This window comes from Archangium lipolyticum (genome assembly GCF_024623785.1).
Classification (GTDB): Bacteria; Myxococcota; Myxococcia; order Myxococcales; family Myxococcaceae; genus Archangium; species Archangium lipolyticum.
On sequence record NZ_JANKBZ010000003.1, the window covers coordinates 629218 to 648372 of the forward strand.

Below are 19155 nucleotides of genomic sequence, written 5' to 3' on the forward strand. Positions count from 1 at the left end.
CACCGGTTTCACTCAGGTTTTCCCGCAGTCACCCAACCTTCAGGCGCGCAGTGCGCCACCCAGGCGCTGGTTGACCTCGGTGATGATCCGCTGGTGCGCGGCACTCACCTCGGCATCGGTGAGGGTGCGCTCGGGCGAGCGGTAGCGGATGGCGTAGGCCAGGTTCTTCCGGCCCTCGGGGATGGGCTTGCCGGTGTAGACGTCGAAGATGAGGGCGTCCTCCACCAGGGCACCACCGACCTCCAGGATGACGCGGCGGACCTCGTCGTTCTGGAGCTCCACCGGCACCACCACGGCCAGGTCCCGGAGCACGGCGGGGAAGCGGGGCAGTCCTCCCCAGGCCGGCACCAGCCGGGCCGCCGAGTACAGGGGCGCGGTATCCACCTCGAAGACGAAGACGTCCCGAGGCAGCTCCAGGCCCTTGATCACCCGGGGGTGCAGCTCCCCCACGTGGCCCAGCACCGTGCCGTCGGCCAGCTCCACCCGGGCGCAGGCGCGGGGATGGAAGGCCGGGGCCTCGGCGGGGACGAAGCGGACCCCCTCCACGTGGAGCGCGTGCAGCACGGACTCCAGCGCGCCCTTGGCGTCATAGAAGTCCGCCCGCGCGTCCTTCTGCGTCCACGTGCGCCCACCGCGCAGGCCCCACACGAGGCCGGCGAGCCGGTGCACCTCGCGGGTGGCCGGGCGCTGGCCCTGCCCGCCCTCGGGGTCGCGGAAGTAGGCCCGGCCCGTCTCGTACAGGGCCACCCTGTCCACCTGGTGCCGCACGCTGCGGGAGAGGTTCTCCAGCAGGCCCGGCAGCAGGCTGGTGCGCATCACCGACTGCTCCACGCTCAGCGGGTTGAGGAGCGCCACCGGCTGCTCCTTCCCGCCCAGCACCTCCAGGGTGCGCGGCGCGACGAAGGAGTAGTTCACCACCTCGCTCAGCCCGGCTCCGGACAGGGCCTGGCGGGTGCGGCGCTCGGCCTCGGAGGCGGCCGGCTCGGGAGCCAGCTCGGCGAGCCCCCGCGGCAGCCGGGCGGGGATGTTGTCGTAGCCGTGGACGCGGGCGAGCTCCTCCAACAGGTCCTCCTCGCGCTCCACGTCCACACGGGCCCGGGGCACCTCGAAGGTGGTCTGCCCACTCCCCTCCTCCACCGCCTGGAAGCCCAGGGTGCCGAGGATGCGGCGGCAGTCGGGCTCGGAGATGGCCACGCCCAGCACCTTCTCCACGCGGGCGTAGCGCAGCGTCACCCGGCGCGGCGGCTGGGGCTTCGGATACACGTCCACCCGGCCCGGAGCCACCGTGCCACCGGCCAGCTCGGCGATGAGGGCCGCGGCCCGGTCGGCGGCGGCGATGGTGGCGTCGATGTCCACCCCACGCTCGAAGCGGTGGGAGGCCTCGGTGTGCAGACCGTGGCGCTTGGACGTGCGGCGGATGCTCGAGGGCTGGAAGTGGGCGGACTCGAGCAGCACGCGCGTGGTGCCCGCGCTCACCTCACTGTCCGAGCCTCCCATCACGCCGGCCAGGGCCTGGGCCCGGTCCCGGTCGCAGATGAGCAGGTCCTCGGGCTCCAGCGCCCGCTCCTTGCCATCGAGCGTGGTCATCTTCTCGCCCGGCTTCGCGGCGCGGACGATGATCTCCTGGCCCGCCACCCGGTCCAGGTCGAAGGCGTGCAGCGGTTGGCCGTACTCGAGGAGGACGAAGTTGGTGACGTCCACCACGTTGCTGATGGGGCGCACCCCACAAGCCTTCAGCCGGTCCTGCAGCCACTGGGGCGAAGGACCGATCTTCACGTTCTCGATGACGCGGGCCGCGTAGCGCGGGCAGCGCACCGGATCCTCGATGCGGATCTTCACCTTCTCGGAGGTGGGCGCACCGGACTCGGCCAGCTTGGGCTGGGGCGGACGCAGCGTGCCCCCGGTGGCCACCGCCACCTCCCGGGCCACGCCCAGGTGCGACAGGGCATCCGGCCGGTTGGGGGTGACGTTCACCTCCAGCACCACGTCATCCAGCCCGAGCGCCTCGGCGATGGGCGTCCCGGGCTTCAGCTCCGGCGGGAGGATGAGCAGGCCGGCGGCGTCCTCGGACAGGCCCAGCTCCTTGGCGGAGCAGAGCATGCCGAAGCTGTCCACGCCGCGCAGGGGCGCCTGCTTGATCTCCACGCCGTTGGGCAGCTTCGTGCCGATGGTGGCCAGCGGCACCTTGTCGCCGACCTTGTAGTTCTTGGCGCCGCACACCACCTGGAGCGGCTCCGGGCCGCCCGCGTCAATCCTGGTGACGGACAGCTTGTCCGCGTTGGGGTGCTGGACGGACTCCTGGATCTGCGCCACCACCACGCCGCGCAGACCCTCGCCGGGACGCTCGAGACCTTCGATCTCCAGCCCCACGGCGGTCAGCTTGCGCGCCAGCTCCTCCACGGACGCCGGCAGCGCCACGTAGTCTCCGAGCCACTTGACCGAGATCTTCATCAGAACTGCTCCAGGAAGCGCGCGTCGTTCTCGAACATCATCCGCAGGTCGTCGATGCGGTAGCGCAGCATGGCGATGCGCTCCACGCCCATGCCGAACGCGTACCCGGTGACCTCGGTGGGGTCATAACCGCTGTACTTGAAGACGTTGGGGTGCACCATGCCGCTGCCGAGCACCTCCAGCCAGCCGGTCTGCTTGCACACGCGGCAGCCCTTGCCGCCACACGAGGTGCAGGAGATGTCCACCTCGGCCGAGGGCTCGGTGAAGGGGAAGAAGGACGGGCGGAAGCGCGTGCGCGTGTCCGAGCCGAAGAAGGCCTTCACGAAGGCGTCCAGGGTGCCCTTGAGCTCGGCGAAGCTGACGTCCTTGTCCACCAGCAGGCCCTCCACCTGGTGGAACATGGGCGTGTGGGTGATGTCCGAGTCGCGCCGGTAGACGCGGCCGGGCATGACGGCGCGGAACGGCGGCTTGCGGTTGAGCATGAAGCGCACCTGAACCGGGGACGTGTGCGTGCGCAGCAGCACCGGGCTGTCCGCCTTCTTCGCGTGGCCCAGCGAGGCCTCGTCCACGTAGAAGGTGTCCTGCATGTCGCGCGCGGGGTGGTCCTTCGGGAGGTTGAGCGCCTCGAAGTTGAAGTAGTCGAGCTCGATCTCCGGCCCGTGGGCCACCTCGAAGCCCAGCCGCTGGAAGGTGCGGACGATCTCCTCCATCGTCCGGGACACCGGATGGCGGCTGCCGGGGGCAACGGCGCGGCCGGGCAGCGTCACGTCCAGCCTGGGGCCACGCAGCTCGGCCTCGAGCGCCGCCTCCTCCACGCGCTGGATGGCGTCGGCCAGGAGCTTCTCGATCTCGGCCTTCACCTGGTTGGCCACCTCGCCGAGGGCACGGCGCTCGTCGGGGGGCAGCTTGCCCATGCCCCCGAGGACACCGGACAGCTCACCCTTCTTGCCGAGGTAGCGGATTCGGAGTGCTTCCACCGCGGACGGATCCGAGGCGACGGAGATCTCCCGCCGCGCCGCGTCCGCGAGCGCCTGCAAGCGGTCTCGCATGGGACTTCGCCTCCCTTCCCCGGCCGGGCCGGGGCAAAAAAAAGGGCCGCCCTCAGGGGCAGCCCGTTTCAAACCCGCGAACGGAAGCGGCCTCCCAGGGAGACCGCGACCGCTCGCTCTCGGAGCCGGCCCCTCGGGCCGGCCCTCATTCTCAGGCCGCCTTCGCGATGTTGGCGACGGCGGCAAAACCGGCGGGATCGGCCACGGCCATGTCGGCGAGGACCTTGCGATCCAGGGCGACCTTGTTCTTGGCCAGACCGGCGATCAGCCGGGAGTAGGAAAGACCGACGGTGCGGGCGGCCGCGTTGATGCGGACGATCCACAGGGAGCGGAAGTTGCGCTTCCGCGTGGCGCGGTCACGGCTGGCGTAATCCAGCGCGCGCTCCACGGCCTGGTTGGCCCGCTTGTAGCAGTTCTTGCGGCGGCCACGGTAACCCTTGGCCAGCTTCAGAATCCGATTACGACGGCGACGAGCCTTGAAACCCTTCTTGACGCGCATTGCTGACTCCTGACTGCTGCGAGGTGTTCGAACCCCCGGCACTAGCACATGGCCGCACCGCCAGGGCCCTCTTTACTGCGTGCTGCTAGTTCGCCCCGAAGGGGAAGAGCTCCTTGATCACCTTCTTGGCATCCATGTCCTTCAGGTGCCCGGTGCCGCGGTGCTCCCGCTTGAGCTTCTGGGACTTGGCATGGGTGAAGAGGTGCTTGCCGAAGGCCTTGGCGAACTTCACCTGGCCGGACTTCTTCACATGGAAGCGCTTCTTGGCGCCGCTACGGGTCTTCAACTTGGGCATGGTGCCGATTCCTTCCTTCACTACCAATCCGCCGCAGCGAATCGCCGTCAGCGTGTGTCAAGGGCCGACGGCTTGGAAGCCGACAGCCAGGTCCAACTATTTCGTCCCGCCAGACTGTGCCGCCGGAGCGCCCGTCGCGGGAGCAGCCGCCGGAGCAGGAGTGGCCGCCTGCCCCTCGGGCCGGGCAGCAGCCGGAGCCCCCTCGGGCTTCGCCTCGGACTTGCCCTCGGGCTTCTTGCCACCCTCCTTCGCCGCCGCCTCCGCCGCCGCCGCCTGCTGCCGGGCCAGATCTCGCGCCCGCTGCGCCACCTTCGGGTTGGGGGCGATGATCATGAACATCTGCCGCCCTTCCATGCGCGGCATCTGCTCCACCACCGCCACGTCCTTCAAATCCTTGATGACGTCGTCCAGGATGGCGGAGCCCAGTTCCTTGTGCGTGATCTCACGGCCGCGGAACATGATGGTGATCTTCGCCTTGTCCCCGTCCTCGAGGAAGCGCCGCACGTTGCGGACCTTGAACTCGTAGTCGTGCTCCTCCGTCTTGGGGCGGAGCTTGACTTCCTTCAGGTGGACGACGACCTGCTTCTTCTTGGCTTCCGAGGCCCGCTTCTTCTCCTCGTACTTGAACTTGCCGTAGTCCATGATCTTGCAGACCGGCGGCTTGGCCATCGGGTTGACCTCGACGAGGTCCATACCCGCTTGCTGAGCACGATCCAGAGCCTGTTCGATCGAAAGGACACCGAGCTGCTCGCCTTCCGGTCCTACGACACGGACCTCCCGAGCACGGATACGGCGATTCGTTCTTTGGTCGCGAGCGATGTGAAAGCCCTCCAGTAGTGGGAGTAGGTACCCCCCTCGGAAGAGGGGCAAGATACTTGCCAGCCCCAGGGAGTCAAGAGCCCTCAGAGGTCCGTGACTCCCAGTGACATCACGACGGCCAGGCGGCTTCCTTCTCCAGGAGAGCCTCGAAGGCCTCGAGCTTCATGGTCTTGAGGTCCTCGCCGCCGTAACGCCGGGGGGACACCGCCCCACCCTCCACCTCGTTGTCCCCGATGACGAGGGTGAAGGGGATCTTCTGCATCTGGGCGTCGCGGATCTTCGCGTTGAGTGTGAGGCCGCGCTCATCCAGCTCGATCCGGTAGCCCTTGGCCCGGAGCTGGTCGCGCACCTTGCGGGCGTAGTCCATCTGGCGGTCCGCCACGGTGACGAGCATGCCCTGCACCGGGGCCAGCCAGGCCGGGAAGGCACCGGCGTAGTGCTCGATGAGGATGGCGATGAAGCGCTCGAAGGAGCCGTAGATGGCGCGGTGCAGCACCACCGGGCGGTGCTCGGCGTTGTCGTCGCCCACGTAGGTGAGGTCGAACCGCTCGGGGGCCTGGTAGTCCAGCTGCATGGTGCCGAGCTGCCACTTGCGGCCGATGCTGTCGGACACGTCGAAGTCGATCTTCGGGCCGTAGAAGGCGCCGTCGCCCGGCTTGAGCTCGTACTGCAGGCCCAGGCTCTCCAGGGCGCTCTTGAGGCCGCCCTCGGCGCGGTCCCACTGCTCGTCGGTGCCCAGGCGGTTCTCGGGACGGGTGGACAGCTTCACCGCGTACTTGAGGCCCACCGCGCTGTAGACGCGATCCAGCAGCTGCACGAAGCGCCGGACCTCGTCGGCGATCTGGCTCTCCATGCAGTAGATGTGCGCGTCGTCCTGGCAGAACTGGCGCACGCGGGTGAGGCCGCCCAGCGAGCCCGCCGCCTCGTTGCGGTGGAGCACGTCCTGGGTGTGCAGGCGCAGGGGCAGGTCGCGGTAGCTGTGCTTCTTGAAGCCGTAGTAGATGTGATGACTGGGGCAGTTCATCGGCTTCAGCGAGAAGTCATGCTCCCCGGACTCGCTGTCGAGCACGAGGAACATGTTCTCCTTGTACTTGCCCCAGTGGCCGCTGATCTCCCACAGGCCCTTGTTGAAGAGCAGTGGGGTCTTGATCTCCACGTAGCCGGTCTCGTTCGTCAGCCGGCGCATGAAGGTGGCCAGGGTGTTGTAGAGCGTGGTGCCCTTGGGGGTCCAGAAGGCGGCGCCCGGCGAGAACTGGTGGAAGTGGAAGAGATCCAGCTCCTTGCCCAGCTTGCGGTGATCGCGCTTGCGGGCCTCCTCCATCCGGGTGAGGTACTCCTGGAGCGCCTTCTTGTCGAAGAAGGCCGTGCCGTAGATGCGCTGGAGCATCGGGTTGCGATGGTCTCCGCGCCAGTAGGCCCCGCTGGTGGACAGCAGCTTGATGACGCCGATCTTCCCGGTGCTGGGCGCATGGGGCCCCAGGCAGAAGTCCACCCACTCGCCGTGGGTGTAGAGCGTCAGCGTCTTGGCGCCCTTGGCCGCGATGTCCTTGACGATCTCGACCTTGAACTTCTCCCCCTTCTCCTCGAAGAGCTTGATGGCGTCGTCCATGGACACCTCGGTCCGGACGAAGGGGAGGTTCTTGGCGATCTCCTTGTTGGCCTCCTCCTCGATCTTCTCGAGGTCCTCGGGCGTGAAGGGCTTCTCGCGGAAGAAGTCGTAGTAGAAGCCCTCCTCCGTCGCCGGGCCGATGGTCACCTGGGTGCCCGGGAAGAGGCGCTGCACCGCGCTGGCCACCACGTGGGCGGCGTCGTGCCGGATGAGCTCCAGGCCCTCGGGGCTCTTGGAGGTGAAGATCTGCAGCTTCACGTCCTCGTCGAGCGGACGCGCCAGATCCATGTCCTGGCCATTCACGCGCGCGAAGAGCGCGGCCTTGGCCAGGCCCGCCCCGATGCTCTCGCGAACGAAGTCCGCGATGGTCGTCCCCCGAGGCGCCTGCTTCTGGCTGCCATCGGGGAGAGTCACCGTGATCTGATCCGCCATGCGAGACCTCGGAAAAAGACGCGGGCGGCAGGCTGATCAGCCTTGCCGCCCGCTGGTGAACCGCTGTGCTGAAGTGGGTCGTAGTGGGATCGAACCACTGACCCCTACCGTGTCAAGGTAGTGCTCTACCGCTGAGCTAACGACCCGTTCGCCGCCGGGACTTCCGTCGTCGAAGGCGGGCGGGAAATACAGCGGGCGCCCCGCGACTGTCAAGGAAACAGCGACAGCGGTGACTCATGTTCCCTGACGATTTTCGATCAGCACCCGGGCCCGGGCCATCACGGCATCGAACATGGCCGGGGTGAGCCTGCCCGTCTGGGTGTTCTGCTGACTCACGTGGTAGCAGCCCAGGAGCACCGGTCCCCCGGGCAGGGCCAGCTCCGCCCCATGGCCGAACGCGGGCCGGGGCGTGGGGATGGACCCCCCTGCCCTCTCCAGCCAGGCGAGCGTCGCGTTCCAGGCAATGGCCCCCAACGTCAGGACCACCCGGGTGGGCAGCAGGGCCATCTCGCGGTCCAGGAAGGGGGCGCACCGGGCCAGCTCCTCCGGCAGGGGCTTGTTGTCCGGCGGGGCGCACTTGCACGGCGCGACGATGTAGGCCCCCGTCAGCGCGAGACCATCCTCCCGGTGCTCGCTCCGGGGCTGGTTGGCGAAACCCGCCCGGTGCAGCCCGGCGAAGAGGAAGTCCCCCGAGCGATCCCCGGTGAACATGCGTCCGGTCCGGTTAGCCCCATGCGCCGCCGGCGCCAGCCCGATGATGACCAGTTCCGCCCTCGGGTCCCCGAAGCCGGGCACCGGCCGTCCCCAGTACGTCCAGTCGCGGAAGGCCCGGCGCTTCTCACGGGCCACCTGCTCCCGCCACTCCACCAGCCGGGGGCAGGCCCGGCAGGTGACGATCTCCTCCTGGAGGCGCGCGAGCTCCGCGGCGCCCTTTCCCACTTCATTGCTCTTGGCCACGGCCCCTTCCCTAGCGCCGCTCCCCGCCCCTGCGCCACCGTCCGCTCCGCTGGACGGCCAGGGGCTTGTCGACGCCTCAGGGGCCGCGTCCCTCGCCCGTATAGAGCGCCGTGCGCTGGTAGCGCTCCACCACCACGCGCAGCACCACCTTGAGGATGGCCGTCGTGGGCACCGCGAGCAGGATGCCCGTGAAGCCGAACAGCTCGCCAAAGGCCAGGATGGCGATGATGACGGACACCGACGAGAGGCCCACCTTGTCCCCCACCACCTTGGGGGTGATGACGAGCCCCTCGGCCATCTGGGCCACCAGGAACGTGCCGGCCACCACCGCGATCTGCCACGCCCCCTGCCAGGACAACATCAGCCCCAGCAGCGCCAGCACCACGCCCAGGGCCGTCCCCAGGTAGGGCACCATGTTGCCGAACCCGGCGATGACGCCGATGACGATCGCCATGTCGATGCGCGCGAACCCCAGGCCCGTGCTGTAGAGCACCGAGAGGATGGCGCCCACCGTGACCTGGCCCCGCACGAAGGCGGACAGGACGTCGTCCACCTCGGAGAAGCGGCGGCTGACCAGCCCTACCGCCCGGCGCGGCACCAGCCCCTTCACCAGCCCCACCAGGTGCGGGTAGTCCTGCACGAAGAAGAAGGCCAGCACCGGCACCACCATCAGGCCCAGCAGCGTGGCCACGAAGCGGGCGGTGTTGCCCGCGAAGCTCGCCACCAGCCGCGCCGCCGTGGGGCCCGCGCTCTGTAGCAGCTCCGAGGCCCGCCCTCCCAGCTCCGCCATGCGCTGCCGCAGCAGGTCCGGCAACGGACGCCCCAGCAGGGTCTCCACCTGCGGCACCACCTGCTCACTCGCCCGGACGAAGAAGTCCGGCAGCTTGGCCGCCTCCTCCCGGAACACGGGGATGAGGTACAGCACCGCTCCGACCATCAGGAGCACGCTCCCGGTGAACACCACGCCCGTCCCCAGGGTGCGGTTGAGGCCCCGGCGCTCCAGCACGGTGACGATCGGGTTGAGCACGTACGCGGTCGCGAGCGCCAGCAGCACCGGCACCGCCACGCCGCCGAACACCGACAGCAGCGCGAACACCAGCGCCAACGAGCCCACCATGCCCAGCGACCAGGCGAAGTCCACCCGCCGGGCCTCGGCCTCGGAGAGCTCTCCCTCCGAGAGCACGGGCTCCGCCGGAACGGACCGCGCCTGGGGCTCGGGGGCCCGCTGCGACGCCCCGCCAGGACCGACCAGGTGCAGGGACGCCTCCGGCACCAGAGCCCCCTTCGCCACTGGTGCCTTCACCGCGCCCGCCTTGCCTCTCTTGTTGCGTCCGATGACCAACCTCCGTACGGCCCCGAGGGTATACCGGAAGCGCGTCCCTCGACTCAGGTCAGGGAGCGCCGCCGCGATCCGGCTCCATCGGCTTCAGCCGGATGGTCAGCCCCGCCCGGGCCTTGCTGGGTTCGTAATACGTGGTGTACGGCCAGTAGCCGTCCTTCTTCACGTCGATGCGGTGCAGCCCTCCCCCCACCTGGAGCCCTCTCGGACCGCCACCGAAGTCGGTGCACACCCCCTGAATCACCCCGTCCAGGTACACCTCGGAGTCCGAGGGCTCGCACTTCAGCAACAGGTTGCCGTGGCGGGACTTCACCGCGCGCATCATCTCGCGCGCCCGCTCCGCCGCGGGCGAGTCCACCTGCTCCGGGCCCGAGGCACAGCCGAGCCACAACCCCGCGAGGCCCATCACCCCCAGGCGCCCGAGCCGCCGCCCACGCCGTGCCGTCATCACCGAGGCCATGTGCACCCTTCTACTTGATGAGGATCGCCACCCGGCCCTCGGCCAGGAGACGCGAGTCGAACCCGGCGAGCGTCTTCGCCGCGTCCGGCCCCAGCTGGAGATCCGAACCCTGGAGCCGGGCCGCCTCGAGCACCAGCGGCCGCGCGCCCACCAGCTCCGACTTCCGGGCCTGCTCGAGGCTCCTGAAGAATCCGGCCACGCCCGTGAGCTTCCGGGCCTCCGGAGACAACGTCTCCTCGCCGTAGAGCGGCTGGCCCGCGTCATCGAGCAGCCGGGGCGCCAGCACGGGCGTCATGCCCAGCTTCCGCGCGTCCACCACCAGCCCGGTGAACTTCGCCTTGGCCTCCTTCTTCGCCCCGGCCGGCTTGGTCTCGGCGGGCTTCGTCTCGGCGGGAGCCGCGGCCTCGACGGGAGCGGGAGCGGCGGTCACCAGCACCGCGGTGAGCGCCCCGAGTGGCACCTCCACGTCCAGTTGCACGCCGCTGTCGGAGTAGTAGCGCTTCTGGATGACCTTGTAGCCGCGGAGGACGTCCTCGACCTTGCGGCGGGTCTCCTCTCGGGCCAGCTCCTCACCCACCGTCCGGTCGGCGCGAAGGCGGAGACCCTTCACCTGCTCCAGCAGATCCGCGAGCGCATCCTCCTTCGCCGAGCGCTCCGCGCCCAACCTCGCCTGGGACGGATTGGAGGCCTTCACATCCGGAGGACCATCCCCCGTCACCCGGAGAACCTGCCGCTGCCAATCCACCCCGTTGCCCTGCGCCAGCGCCGACAACGGAGCCGCCAGCACGAGCGCCCACAGTGCACGCCTCAAGTGAATCCTCCCCACTCTCATCGGATGACCGGATTCAATCGGCCCGCTCCGACCCGGGTCAAGGCATGCCCGCAAGCCCGCCCTCCAAAGGGGCGCGGATCAGTGCCCATCCGAGCTGCGTGTCACGTAGTCATCAATCATCCGGCGGTGCCGCTCGGTCAGCAGCGTGAAGCGCACGCCCGAGCGCTCGTGCCGGCGCGGATGGGCCTCCACCCACTCGCGCACCACCTCGCCCTCGGCGTAGATGACCTCTTCCGAGCCGGGGAGCTGGAACTGGAGCCCCACCCGCCGGGCGTCGTGCTCGGGCTCGATGAGCCGCGCCAGGCTCACGCCCTCCTGGCTGATGTCGGCGGCGCGCGCCATGTACGGCACGCCCCCCATGTACTTGTTCAGGTAGATGTCGAGGGGGACCCGCGTGTTCTTCCGCTTCTCGCTCATCTCTCGCTCTCCCGATGGCCGTGAGTGCTACAGGCTGCTCCCGCGTTGGAGCAGGGTGTCGCGAGGGTAGGGACATCCGGACAGGTGGCAAGAAAACGACCAGCCGGAAGGCCCGGTCCGCCCTATCCTTCCACCGTCTCAGAGAAAGGCGGTTGTACACACATGCGATTCGCAATGATGGCGGCGGCACTGCTCGGCTTCGCCGGGATGCAGGCCCAGGCCCAGTCCCCTGCCCCTCAGGCACAGAGCCAGGTTCAGCTCAAGACCGAGGATGAGAAGACGGTCTACGCGCTCGGCCTGTCGATCGGCCGGAGCATCAAGCTCTTCGATCTGAGTCCGGCCGAGCTCGAGCTCGTCAAGAAGGGCATGACGGACTCCCTCTCCGGCGCCAAGCCGGCGGTGGAGCTGGAGACGTACGGGCCCAAGCTGCAGGGGCTCGCCAAGGGGCGGCAGGAGAAGGCGGGCCAGAAGTTCCTGGAGACCGCCGCCAAGGAGAAGGGCGCCACCAAGCTGCCCTCCGGCGTCATCTACAAGGAGCTGAAGGCCGGCACCGGCCAGAGCCCCAAGGCCACCGACACGGTGAAGGTGAACTACCGCGGTACGCTCACCAACGGCAGCGAGTTCGACAGCTCCTACAAGCGCGGCGAGCCGGCCGAGTTCCCCCTCAACGGCGTCATCCCCTGCTGGACCGAGGGCGTGCAGAAGCTGAAGGTCGGCGGCAAGGCCCAGCTCGTGTGCCCCGCCTCGACGGCCTACGGTGAGAGCGGCCAGCCTCCCACCATCCCGCCCGGCGCCACCCTCGTGTTCGAGGTCGAGCTGCTCGGCATCGGCGGCCAGGGCGCGGACGTCCCGCGCGCCCAGCCCGCGCAGCCGAAGAAGTAGTCGGTTTGGAGCCGGGGCGAGGGGCGGACAGCCGGTAGACCCTCACCCCGGCCCTCTCCCAGAGGGAGAGGGAGCTCAGCGAGCGAGCGCCGCTTCCGTGGCCCGCAGCAACGGCTCGGCGCTCACCGGCGCTCCCGTGGCGTTCGTCATCCACACGTCCGGCGTCAGCGCCCCCTGGCTCGTCATCCGCTCGAACTCCGCCCCCAGGTTGCCCGCCTTGTGCAGGTGCTCCTCGATCTGGAACGCGATCAGGTGCCCCAGCGGATAGTCCGCCAGGTACAGCGGGTAGGAGATCATGTGGCTGTAGATGCCCAGCAGCGGCGTCCCCTGCCCTCCCAGTACCGGCGCGTAGTAGCGGTCCCACGTCTCCTGGGAAATCCGCACCACCGCCTCACGCAGCTGCGCGGGCGTGGCGTCCGGGTGCTCGTACATCCAGTGCCACACCGCCACGTCCACCAGCGCCACCCCGGCGATCTCCCACGTCTGCCAGAAGTCGTTGAGCACCCGCTCGCGCTCCCGGGCCGCGTCCGGCTTCGCCTGTCCCAACAGCTCCAGGTCCCTCGCCTGGAAGACGAAGGCCAGCGCCTCGGTGAAGGCGTTGTTGGGCACTCCCGCCAGCAGCGTGTGGTCCACCCGGTAGAGCGAGAACACCTGCTCCACGTTGTGCCCCAGCTCGTGCACCGCGATGTTGTAGCCCTTGTAGTCCATGCCGTTGGGGCCCACCCGCGTGCGCAGGCGAGGGAAGTCTCCCCGCCGCGCCGCCTGCAGCGCGTGCCCCGCCCCTCGCGCCGGATCCACCCGGATGTGCTCCGCCAGGAAGGCCGCCTTCTCCTTCGAGAAGCCCAGCCCCTGGAGGATGCGCGGCATGTCCTTCGCGAAGGCCTCGGCCGTCGGGTAGCGCTGGCGCGTCAGCTTGTCCAGCTCCGCCTCCGACAGCTTCGCGTTCGCCTTGAAGCCCGCGTACCACAGGTCCTGCGGCTCCAGCTTGCGCCCCAGCCTCTGCTCGATGACCTGGGCCACCTTCGGCACCAGCGGTGACGTCAACACCTGCTCCAGCAGCGCCTTCACCCGGGCCTCGGGCAGCTCACGCCCCAGCTCGAAGCTCCGGGCGATCACCGTGGGCGCCACCGGCACGTACGGATCCTCCTGCCGCGCCGCCTGGAACACCGCCAGCAGCTTCGCGTAACGCACGTCGTCCTCGCGCTTGCCGTCCACCACCACCGGGCGCTGGGGCGCGTCCGCCTCCACCTCCTCGGCTGGAGCCGCCTTCACCTCGTTGGTGAACGGATTCCAGTCCACGCGCGGGTTGTCGATGACCGCCGCCGGAATCGTCTGCGTGACGATGCGCTCCATCAGCTTGACGATCATCCGCTGCTTCGCCACCCCCTCCGGATCCGCGTACCGGGACTTCAGCTCGTCCCGCAGGTTCCAGTGGCTGATCAGCCTCATCCCCTTGGGGAAGGGCCGGCGCCCCTGCTCGTCCACCAGGTGGTGCATCCAGACGTTGTACTCGGCGATGTAGAGGTCCGCGCTCGAGGTCGCCCGCGTCAACGCCTGCCGCACCTCGCCGGGCACGCGGCGGTTGAAGCGGCCCGTGAGCCGCGCCTCGGCCCACTGGCGGCGGGTATACCGGGGGCCCTGCTCCATCCGCTCGGCCAGCGTGGTGAGCGGGAAGTTGAGCAGCGCCACGAAGCCCACCTTCGCCTTGAAGAGATCCTCGGTGGCATGCGCGCCCGGATCGAACGCCGCCAGCAGCGGATCCACCGGCAGCAGCGGCCCCAGATCCAGATCCGTGGGACGGCGCAGCTCCCGGCCGATCTCGTTCAGGTGCCCATCGAGCTGCTCGAAGGCCGTCTCCAGCCGGGCCAGGGTCGCCTCCAGCTGTTTCTCGTCGGTGACGAAGTGCTCGCGCGCGAAGGCGGCCAGGTCACCGTCCTCCCCGCGCCACAACGTGGCCACCTGGTCCACACCGCGCTCGATTCGGGCGCGCGAGGCCTCGCCGTGTCGGGCGACGAGCTCGGCCTTCAGGGCGGAGAGCTCCGCGGGCTTCATGGGACGGACCTCCGCGGACGGAGCGCCCGCCTGGACATGGGATGAACCGGACGCGCAGCCGAGCGCGGCCAGCAGGGGAAACACCGGGGCACCGCGAAGGAGGAAGCGGAACTTGGAGAGGAGGGGCACTCGAGGACTCCAGACATGGAAAAGGGCCCGACCACCGAAGGCCGGACCCTTTTTGGAACAACCTTACGAAGAGAGCCGGACTAGGCGGGACGCACGTTCTGCGCCTGCAGTCCCTTGGGACCCCGGGTCACCTCGAACTCGACCCGCTGGCCCTCGGCCAGGGTGCGGAAGCCATCCATGTTGATGGCGGAGTGGTGGCAGAACACGTCCTCGCCACCGCCGTCCTGCGTGATGAATCCGAACCCCTTCGCATCGTTGAACCACTTCACAATACCAGTCGCCATTTGCTCTCTTCTTCTTTCAAGACGGACCGCGAAAATCCGCCGCCCGAGCCTGGCCGGATGAAGCCCGACCAGGCGCGGGTGGGAAATCTAGGCGGGCTCTCGAGCCCTGTCTACCCGGGAACCCCTACCAACCGCACTTTTGTCCCTTGTTCTGCTCCTGCAGCCAACGGCGCAGCGGGGTGAAGTACTCGAGGAGGGCCGAGGCATCCATCTCGCGCTGGCCGGTGAGGGCCTGGAGCGCATCCGGCCAGGGCTTGCTCGAGCCCATCGCCAGCATGGCCTGGAGCCGCTTCCCGGCCTCCTTGTTGCCGTAGATGGAGCACTCGTGGAGTGCCCCCTGGTGGCCGGCGGCCTGGCAGAGCGCGCGGTGGAACTGGAACTGGAGGATGCGCGCCAGGAAGTAGCGCGTGTAGGGGACGTTGGCGGGGACGTGGTACTTGGCGCCCGGATCGAAGTCCTGCTCCGTGCGCTCCACCGGCGCGCGCACGCCCTGGTACTTCTCGCGCAGCGCCCACCAGGACTTGTTGTAGTCCTCCGGCTTCACCCGCCCGGAGAAGACCTCCCAGCGCCACTGGTCCACCAGCAGGCCGAAGGGCAGGAAGGCCACCTTCTCCATCGCGTCCTTCATCTGCAGGTTGATGAGGCCCTTGTCGCCCTGCGGCACCTCCTTCAAGAGGCCCATCTGCTTGAGGTAGCCCGGGGTGATGGAGAGGGTGATCGCATCGCCGATGGCCTCGTGGAAGCCGTCATGCGCGCCCTGCTGATAGAGCACCGGGAGCTTGTAGTAGTTCGTGTAGTAGTAGTTGTGGCCCAGCTCGTGGTGGATGGTGACCAGATCCTCCTCGGTGGGCTTGATGCACATCTTGATGCGCAGGTCGTTGTCGTAGGTGACGTCCCAGGCGCTGGCGTGGCACACCACGTCGCGGTCGCGCGGCTTGGTGAACTGCGAGCGCTGCCAGAACGTCTCCGGGAGCTGCTGCAGCCCCAGCGAGGTGAAGAAGCCCTCGCCCGTCTTCACCATGCGGATGGCATCGTAGTTCTGCCGCTTCAGCTCGGCGTCCACGTCCAGGCTGGGCTGCCCCTTGTAGGGCTCCACCAGGTTGTAGATGTTGTTCCACTCCTGCGCCCACATGTTGCCGAGCAGGTGCGCGGGAATGGCCTTGCCCGCGGGCACCTTGTCCTCGCCGTACTGCTTCGCGAGGCGGGCGCGCACGTAGCAGTGCAGCTCGTCATAGAGGGGCTTCACCTGCCCCCACAGCCGCTGGGCCTCCTGCTCGAAGGCCTCGGGCGGCATGTCGTAGTTGGAGCGCCAGAGCGAGCCCAGGTCCGCGAAGCCGATCTCCCGGGCCCCCTCGTTGGAGATGTCCACCTGGCGCTGGTAGAGCGGGCGCATCTCCCGCGAGATGGCGTGCCAGCCCACCCAGGCCTCGAGCAGCTCGTCGTACTTGCGGCTCTTGGCCATCACGTCCGACAGCTCACCCAGATCCTTGCACTGGCCCTTGCCGTCCTTGCCGCAGTACTTGCCCTTGCCGTAGAGGCCCTCGAGCTTCGCGGCGATGGAGGCCAGCTCCGCGCGCTTCTGCGCGTCGCTCGGCGCCGGCAGCGCCGAGGACACGCGCAACAGGTGCAGCATGCGCGCGCTGTCCGCGTCCAGCCCCTGCACGTCCTTGAAGCGCGCCGCCTCCTTGATGGCCTGGTTGAGGTAGGCCATCACCTCCTCGTTGATCGTGGCCGCGTTCCGCTCGGTGTCGTCGGTGATGTACGTGGACTTGATCCACTCGGCTGTGGCCTGCCTCGTCCACAAACGCCGGAGATCCTCGTTCACGCGCTGGGTGAACTGGCGCGCCCCCTCGGCGGTGGCCGGGGCGGTGGCCGCGGGCTGGGACTCGGCGGACCTCCGCGCCGCCTCCGCGGGCGGCATCGGGGCGCGCGCGCCCTCGGGCGTGACCGCGTTGGGACCGTGCGCCGAGGGCGTACAGGCCGGGTTGGCGACGAGCGGGACGACCGCGAGGGCAGCGCGAAGGAGCTGCTTGACGGGAGAGGTGTGTTTCATGACGGGGCGGAACCTAGAAGAACGCCCGCGTGAAGCACACTTCTAAAGTGACGGGGTGTTCACGGTTGGAGGCAGACCCTCACCCCAGCCCTCTCCCAGAGGGAGAGGGGGCCTACACGGAGACGGGTTGGAGCACCGACTCCGCTTCTTGACGCAGTGCGAAGAGGGCCAGGTCCTTGTCCTTGGCCTCCAGCATCAGGTCCGCCGGGCCATCCAGCGCCGCCACCACCGCCCGGAAGTCCCGGGGATCGATCCGGTCCGCGTGCGCTCCCGGTCTGCCGTCCGGCTTCTGGCTCGCCAGGTGGAACTTGGGCCGCAGGTCCAACGCCCGCCATGAGGCCGCCGACTCGCGCAGCAGCTCCGCCAGCGGCATCTCCGGCTCCGAGGGTTTGATGGCGTTGTGCAGGTTGTCCGCCAGCCAGGGCAGCCCGTGTGCCCGGGCCAGCGGGGCCACCTCGCGCGCCGACCAGACCTTGTCGTCGTGCTCGATGACGATCCGGTTGCGCAACTCCTCGGGCATGGCGTCCAGCATGCGGTGCGCGTTGTCCAGCGCCTCGGGCCGGCTCGGCGCCGCGCCCCCGAGGTGGAGCACCACGCGCGCCTCGGGCCCCTGGCCGAGCAGGTCCAACACGCGGGCGCTGTAGCGCAGCTCGGCGATCGCCGCATCGCGCACCCGCTGGTGCACGGACGTCAGCGACGCCCCCGCCGGCGAGGGATGCATCGAGAGCCGCTGGCGCGAGCGCCGGGCGATGTGCCCCAGGCGATCGAACTCACGGGCGTACTTGCGCCACCACTTCAACGTGTTGACGGGGTGTGAGCCGAACGGGATGAGCGAGGAGCCGATGCGGAACAGCTCGATGCCTCGCGCCTCGTTGAACAGGAGGATCTGCTCGAGCTCGGAGAGGTTCTGCTCGATGAGCGCCTCGAGCCGCTCGGGAGTGGCGCCCGCGAGCCGGCACGTATGGCTCGCCCCCACCTCGAGCGAGAGACAGTTGGCGACGTAGCCGAGCCGATATGAAGAGAGTCCTTCTCGCACCCTCCTAGGATTCGTCCTGGGAGGAACGTCGCACAGGCCCGCTGAGCCCGACGGGAGGGCGGCCAGCCAGGGCAGCCGGAGAAGCCTCGTCCCCGCTCACTCCGCGCCGAGCAGCAACCAGGTACGCATGGGCCCCTTCCCCTTCACGTGCGTCACACCCTGGTCCTGGAAGCGGTAGCGGCCTCTCAACCGCTCGTGGACCGCCTCGGTGACATGGATGCCATCCACCACGCCGTGGGACTCCATCCGGCTCGCCGTGTTGACCGTGTCTCCCCAGAGATCATAGGCGAACTTCTTGTCACCGATGACCCCGGCGATCACCGGGCCCGAGTGGATGCCGATGCGCAGATGCAGGGGGATCTGCAACTGCGCGCCCAGCTTCAGGAGCTCGGCGCGCATGGCCAGCGCCAGGCTCGCCATGGCCTCGGCATGGTCGCTCCGGGGCAGCGACAGCCCGCCCACCGCCATGTACGCGTCGCCAATCGTCTTCACCTTCTCCACCCCGAGCTCGTCCGTGAGCTGGTCGAACACCGAGAAGACCATGTTCAGCACCTGCAACACGTCCGGCGGCGTGTGCTGGGTGGAGAAATGGGTGAAGTCCACCAGGTCGGCGAACAGCACGGTGACGTCCGGGAAGTTCTCCACGATGATCCGCTGGCCCTGCTTGAGCCGGTCGGCCACGGGCTTGGGCAGGATGTTGAGCAGGAGCTGATCCACCCGCTCGCGCTCGCGCTGGATGGTGCGCAGGTGCGCCACCTCCTGCTCGTGCAGCCGGCGGAGCTCGGTGATGTCGTGGTAGATGGCCACGAACCCCACGTGCTCCCCCTCCACCGTCACCGGCAGCGCCAGGAGCTCGACGTCCAGCAGCGTCCCATCCCTGCGCAGGCGCCGGGTGAAGGTGTGGACCTTGCCCTGTTGGATGGCCTCGCGCGCGGTGGTCTCGGCCTCCTCCCGGATCGGCCCCTCTCCGGCCACCAGCCTCAAGAGGTTGCGTCCGACCGCCTCCTGCCGCGCGTAGCCGAACAACCGCTCCGCCGCCGGGTTCCAGGACACCACGGTGAACCGGAGATTGATGGTGATGATGGCCACCGGGCTGTTGAGGACCAGCGACTCGTAATACTCCTTCTGCTGGCGCAGCGAGGCCTCGATCTCCGCGTGTGCCGTCAGGTCGCGCAGCAGCAGCATCAACCCTTCCGGAAGGGACACGCACCGGACGCGCAGCACGCGCGCCTGACGCGGCGACCCCGCGGACCCGTACCAGACGAGCTCCCCCTCCCGGGGAGTGTCCTCCGGAGCCAGGGGCCCGGGAGGAGTCCACTCCGGCAACAGCTCCGCGATGAGCCTGCCCAGGAGCGCGTCGCGAGACTCGCCAAGCAACCGCTGCGCGGCACCGTTGGCCTCCAGGATCCGGTGCTGTGAATCGAGCACCAGCACGCCGTCGGGTGTGTGCTCGAAGAGGGCGGAGGAGGCGCGGCGAAGCAGGTCGGACATGGGATCTCACGGGCAGTGTAGGCGACCTGCTGACGTATCCACCCACGAATGCGATAAGAGAAAGCAACC

17 protein-coding genes and 1 tRNA gene are annotated in these 19155 nt (G+C 68.9%); 1 reads left to right on the forward strand and 17 read right to left on the reverse strand.

Going from position 1 to position 19155, the window contains the following annotated elements; translation table 11 throughout:
- Positions 1–39 precede the first annotated feature (39 nt).
- The 12 genes from pheT to NR810_RS09720 form a co-directional block, all read right to left on the reverse strand.
- The gene (gene pheT / locus NR810_RS09665) at positions 40–2451 is read right to left on the reverse strand and encodes a phenylalanine--tRNA ligase subunit beta (protein ID WP_257450505.1); all 2412 of its coding nucleotides are present in this window, start codon (positions 2449–2451) and stop codon (positions 40–42) included.
- Entirely contained in the window at positions 2451–3500 is a 1050-nt protein-coding gene (gene pheS, locus NR810_RS09670; RefSeq protein ID WP_257450507.1) for a phenylalanine--tRNA ligase subunit alpha, read from the reverse strand. The genes pheT and pheS overlap by 1 nt, the downstream gene beginning before the upstream one ends.
- A 151-nt stretch (positions 3501–3651) precedes the next feature.
- Positions 3652–3999, reverse strand: a complete 348-nt coding sequence (rplT, locus tag NR810_RS09675) for a 50S ribosomal protein L20 (RefSeq protein ID WP_257450509.1) — start codon at positions 3997–3999, stop codon at positions 3652–3654.
- An 85-nt stretch (positions 4000–4084) separates the two neighbouring features.
- Entirely contained in the window at positions 4085–4294 is a 210-nt protein-coding gene (rpmI, locus tag NR810_RS09680) for a 50S ribosomal protein L35 (protein ID WP_257450511.1), read from the reverse strand.
- Between the two features lie 96 nt (positions 4295–4390).
- Positions 4391–5164, reverse strand: a complete 774-nt coding sequence (gene infC / locus NR810_RS09685; protein WP_257450513.1) for a translation initiation factor IF-3 — start codon at positions 5162–5164, stop codon at positions 4391–4393.
- A 58-nt stretch (positions 5165–5222) separates the two neighbouring features.
- Positions 5223–7154: a threonine--tRNA ligase gene (gene thrS / locus NR810_RS09690; protein WP_257450515.1), complete on the reverse strand. Its 1932-nt coding sequence runs from the start codon at positions 7152–7154 to the stop codon at positions 5223–5225.
- Between the two features lie 74 nt (positions 7155–7228).
- Positions 7229–7300 (reverse strand) — tRNA-Val (locus tag NR810_RS09695).
- 88 nt (positions 7301–7388) lie between these two features.
- Positions 7389–8111 (reverse strand): uracil-DNA glycosylase, encoded by a 723-nt coding sequence (locus NR810_RS09700; RefSeq protein WP_326522494.1) that lies wholly within the window; start codon positions 8109–8111, stop codon positions 7389–7391.
- A gap of 76 nt (positions 8112–8187) precedes the next feature.
- Positions 8188–9294, reverse strand: a complete 1107-nt coding sequence (locus NR810_RS09705; protein ID WP_257450715.1) for an AI-2E family transporter — start codon at positions 9292–9294, stop codon at positions 8188–8190.
- Between the two features lie 208 nt (positions 9295–9502).
- On the reverse strand, positions 9503–9910 hold the full coding sequence (locus tag NR810_RS09710) for a PEGA domain-containing protein (RefSeq protein WP_257450518.1): 408 nt from the start codon (positions 9908–9910) through the stop codon (positions 9503–9505).
- A 10-nt stretch (positions 9911–9920) separates the two neighbouring features.
- On the reverse strand, positions 9921–10721 hold the full coding sequence (locus NR810_RS09715) for an LPP20 family lipoprotein (protein WP_257450521.1): 801 nt from the start codon (positions 10719–10721) through the stop codon (positions 9921–9923).
- A gap of 99 nt (positions 10722–10820) precedes the next feature.
- Positions 10821–11159: a PilZ domain-containing protein gene (locus NR810_RS09720; protein ID WP_257450523.1), complete on the reverse strand. Its 339-nt coding sequence runs from the start codon at positions 11157–11159 to the stop codon at positions 10821–10823.
- A gap of 162 nt (positions 11160–11321) precedes the next feature.
- On the opposite strand from NR810_RS09720, the gene NR810_RS09725 reads away from it, so the two are divergent.
- The gene (locus tag NR810_RS09725; protein WP_257450525.1) at positions 11322–12041 is read left to right on the forward strand and encodes an FKBP-type peptidyl-prolyl cis-trans isomerase; all 720 of its coding nucleotides are present in this window, start codon (positions 11322–11324) and stop codon (positions 12039–12041) included.
- A 75-nt stretch (positions 12042–12116) separates the two neighbouring features.
- Here NR810_RS09725 and NR810_RS09730 read toward each other — a convergent pair whose 3' ends face one another.
- The 5 genes from NR810_RS09730 to NR810_RS09750 form a co-directional block, all read right to left on the reverse strand.
- Entirely contained in the window at positions 12117–14093 is a 1977-nt protein-coding gene (locus NR810_RS09730) for a hypothetical protein (RefSeq protein ID WP_257450717.1), read from the reverse strand.
- Between the two features lie 209 nt (positions 14094–14302).
- Positions 14303–14506, reverse strand: a complete 204-nt coding sequence (locus NR810_RS09735; protein WP_204228396.1) for a cold-shock protein — start codon at positions 14504–14506, stop codon at positions 14303–14305.
- A gap of 124 nt (positions 14507–14630) precedes the next feature.
- Positions 14631–16427, reverse strand: coding sequence for a M2 family metallopeptidase (locus NR810_RS09740; RefSeq protein WP_257450720.1), 1797 nt, complete (start codon positions 16425–16427; stop codon positions 14631–14633).
- A 244-nt stretch (positions 16428–16671) separates the two neighbouring features.
- Positions 16672–17595 carry a UV DNA damage repair endonuclease UvsE gene (gene uvsE / locus NR810_RS09745; protein ID WP_257450528.1) on the reverse strand — a complete coding sequence of 308 codons (924 nt, stop codon included), beginning with the start codon at positions 17593–17595 and terminating at the stop codon, positions 16672–16674.
- Between the two features lie 96 nt (positions 17596–17691).
- Positions 17692–19086: an adenylate/guanylate cyclase domain-containing protein gene (locus tag NR810_RS09750; RefSeq protein ID WP_257450531.1), complete on the reverse strand. Its 1395-nt coding sequence runs from the start codon at positions 19084–19086 to the stop codon at positions 17692–17694.
- Positions 19087–19155: the final 69 nt, after the last annotated feature.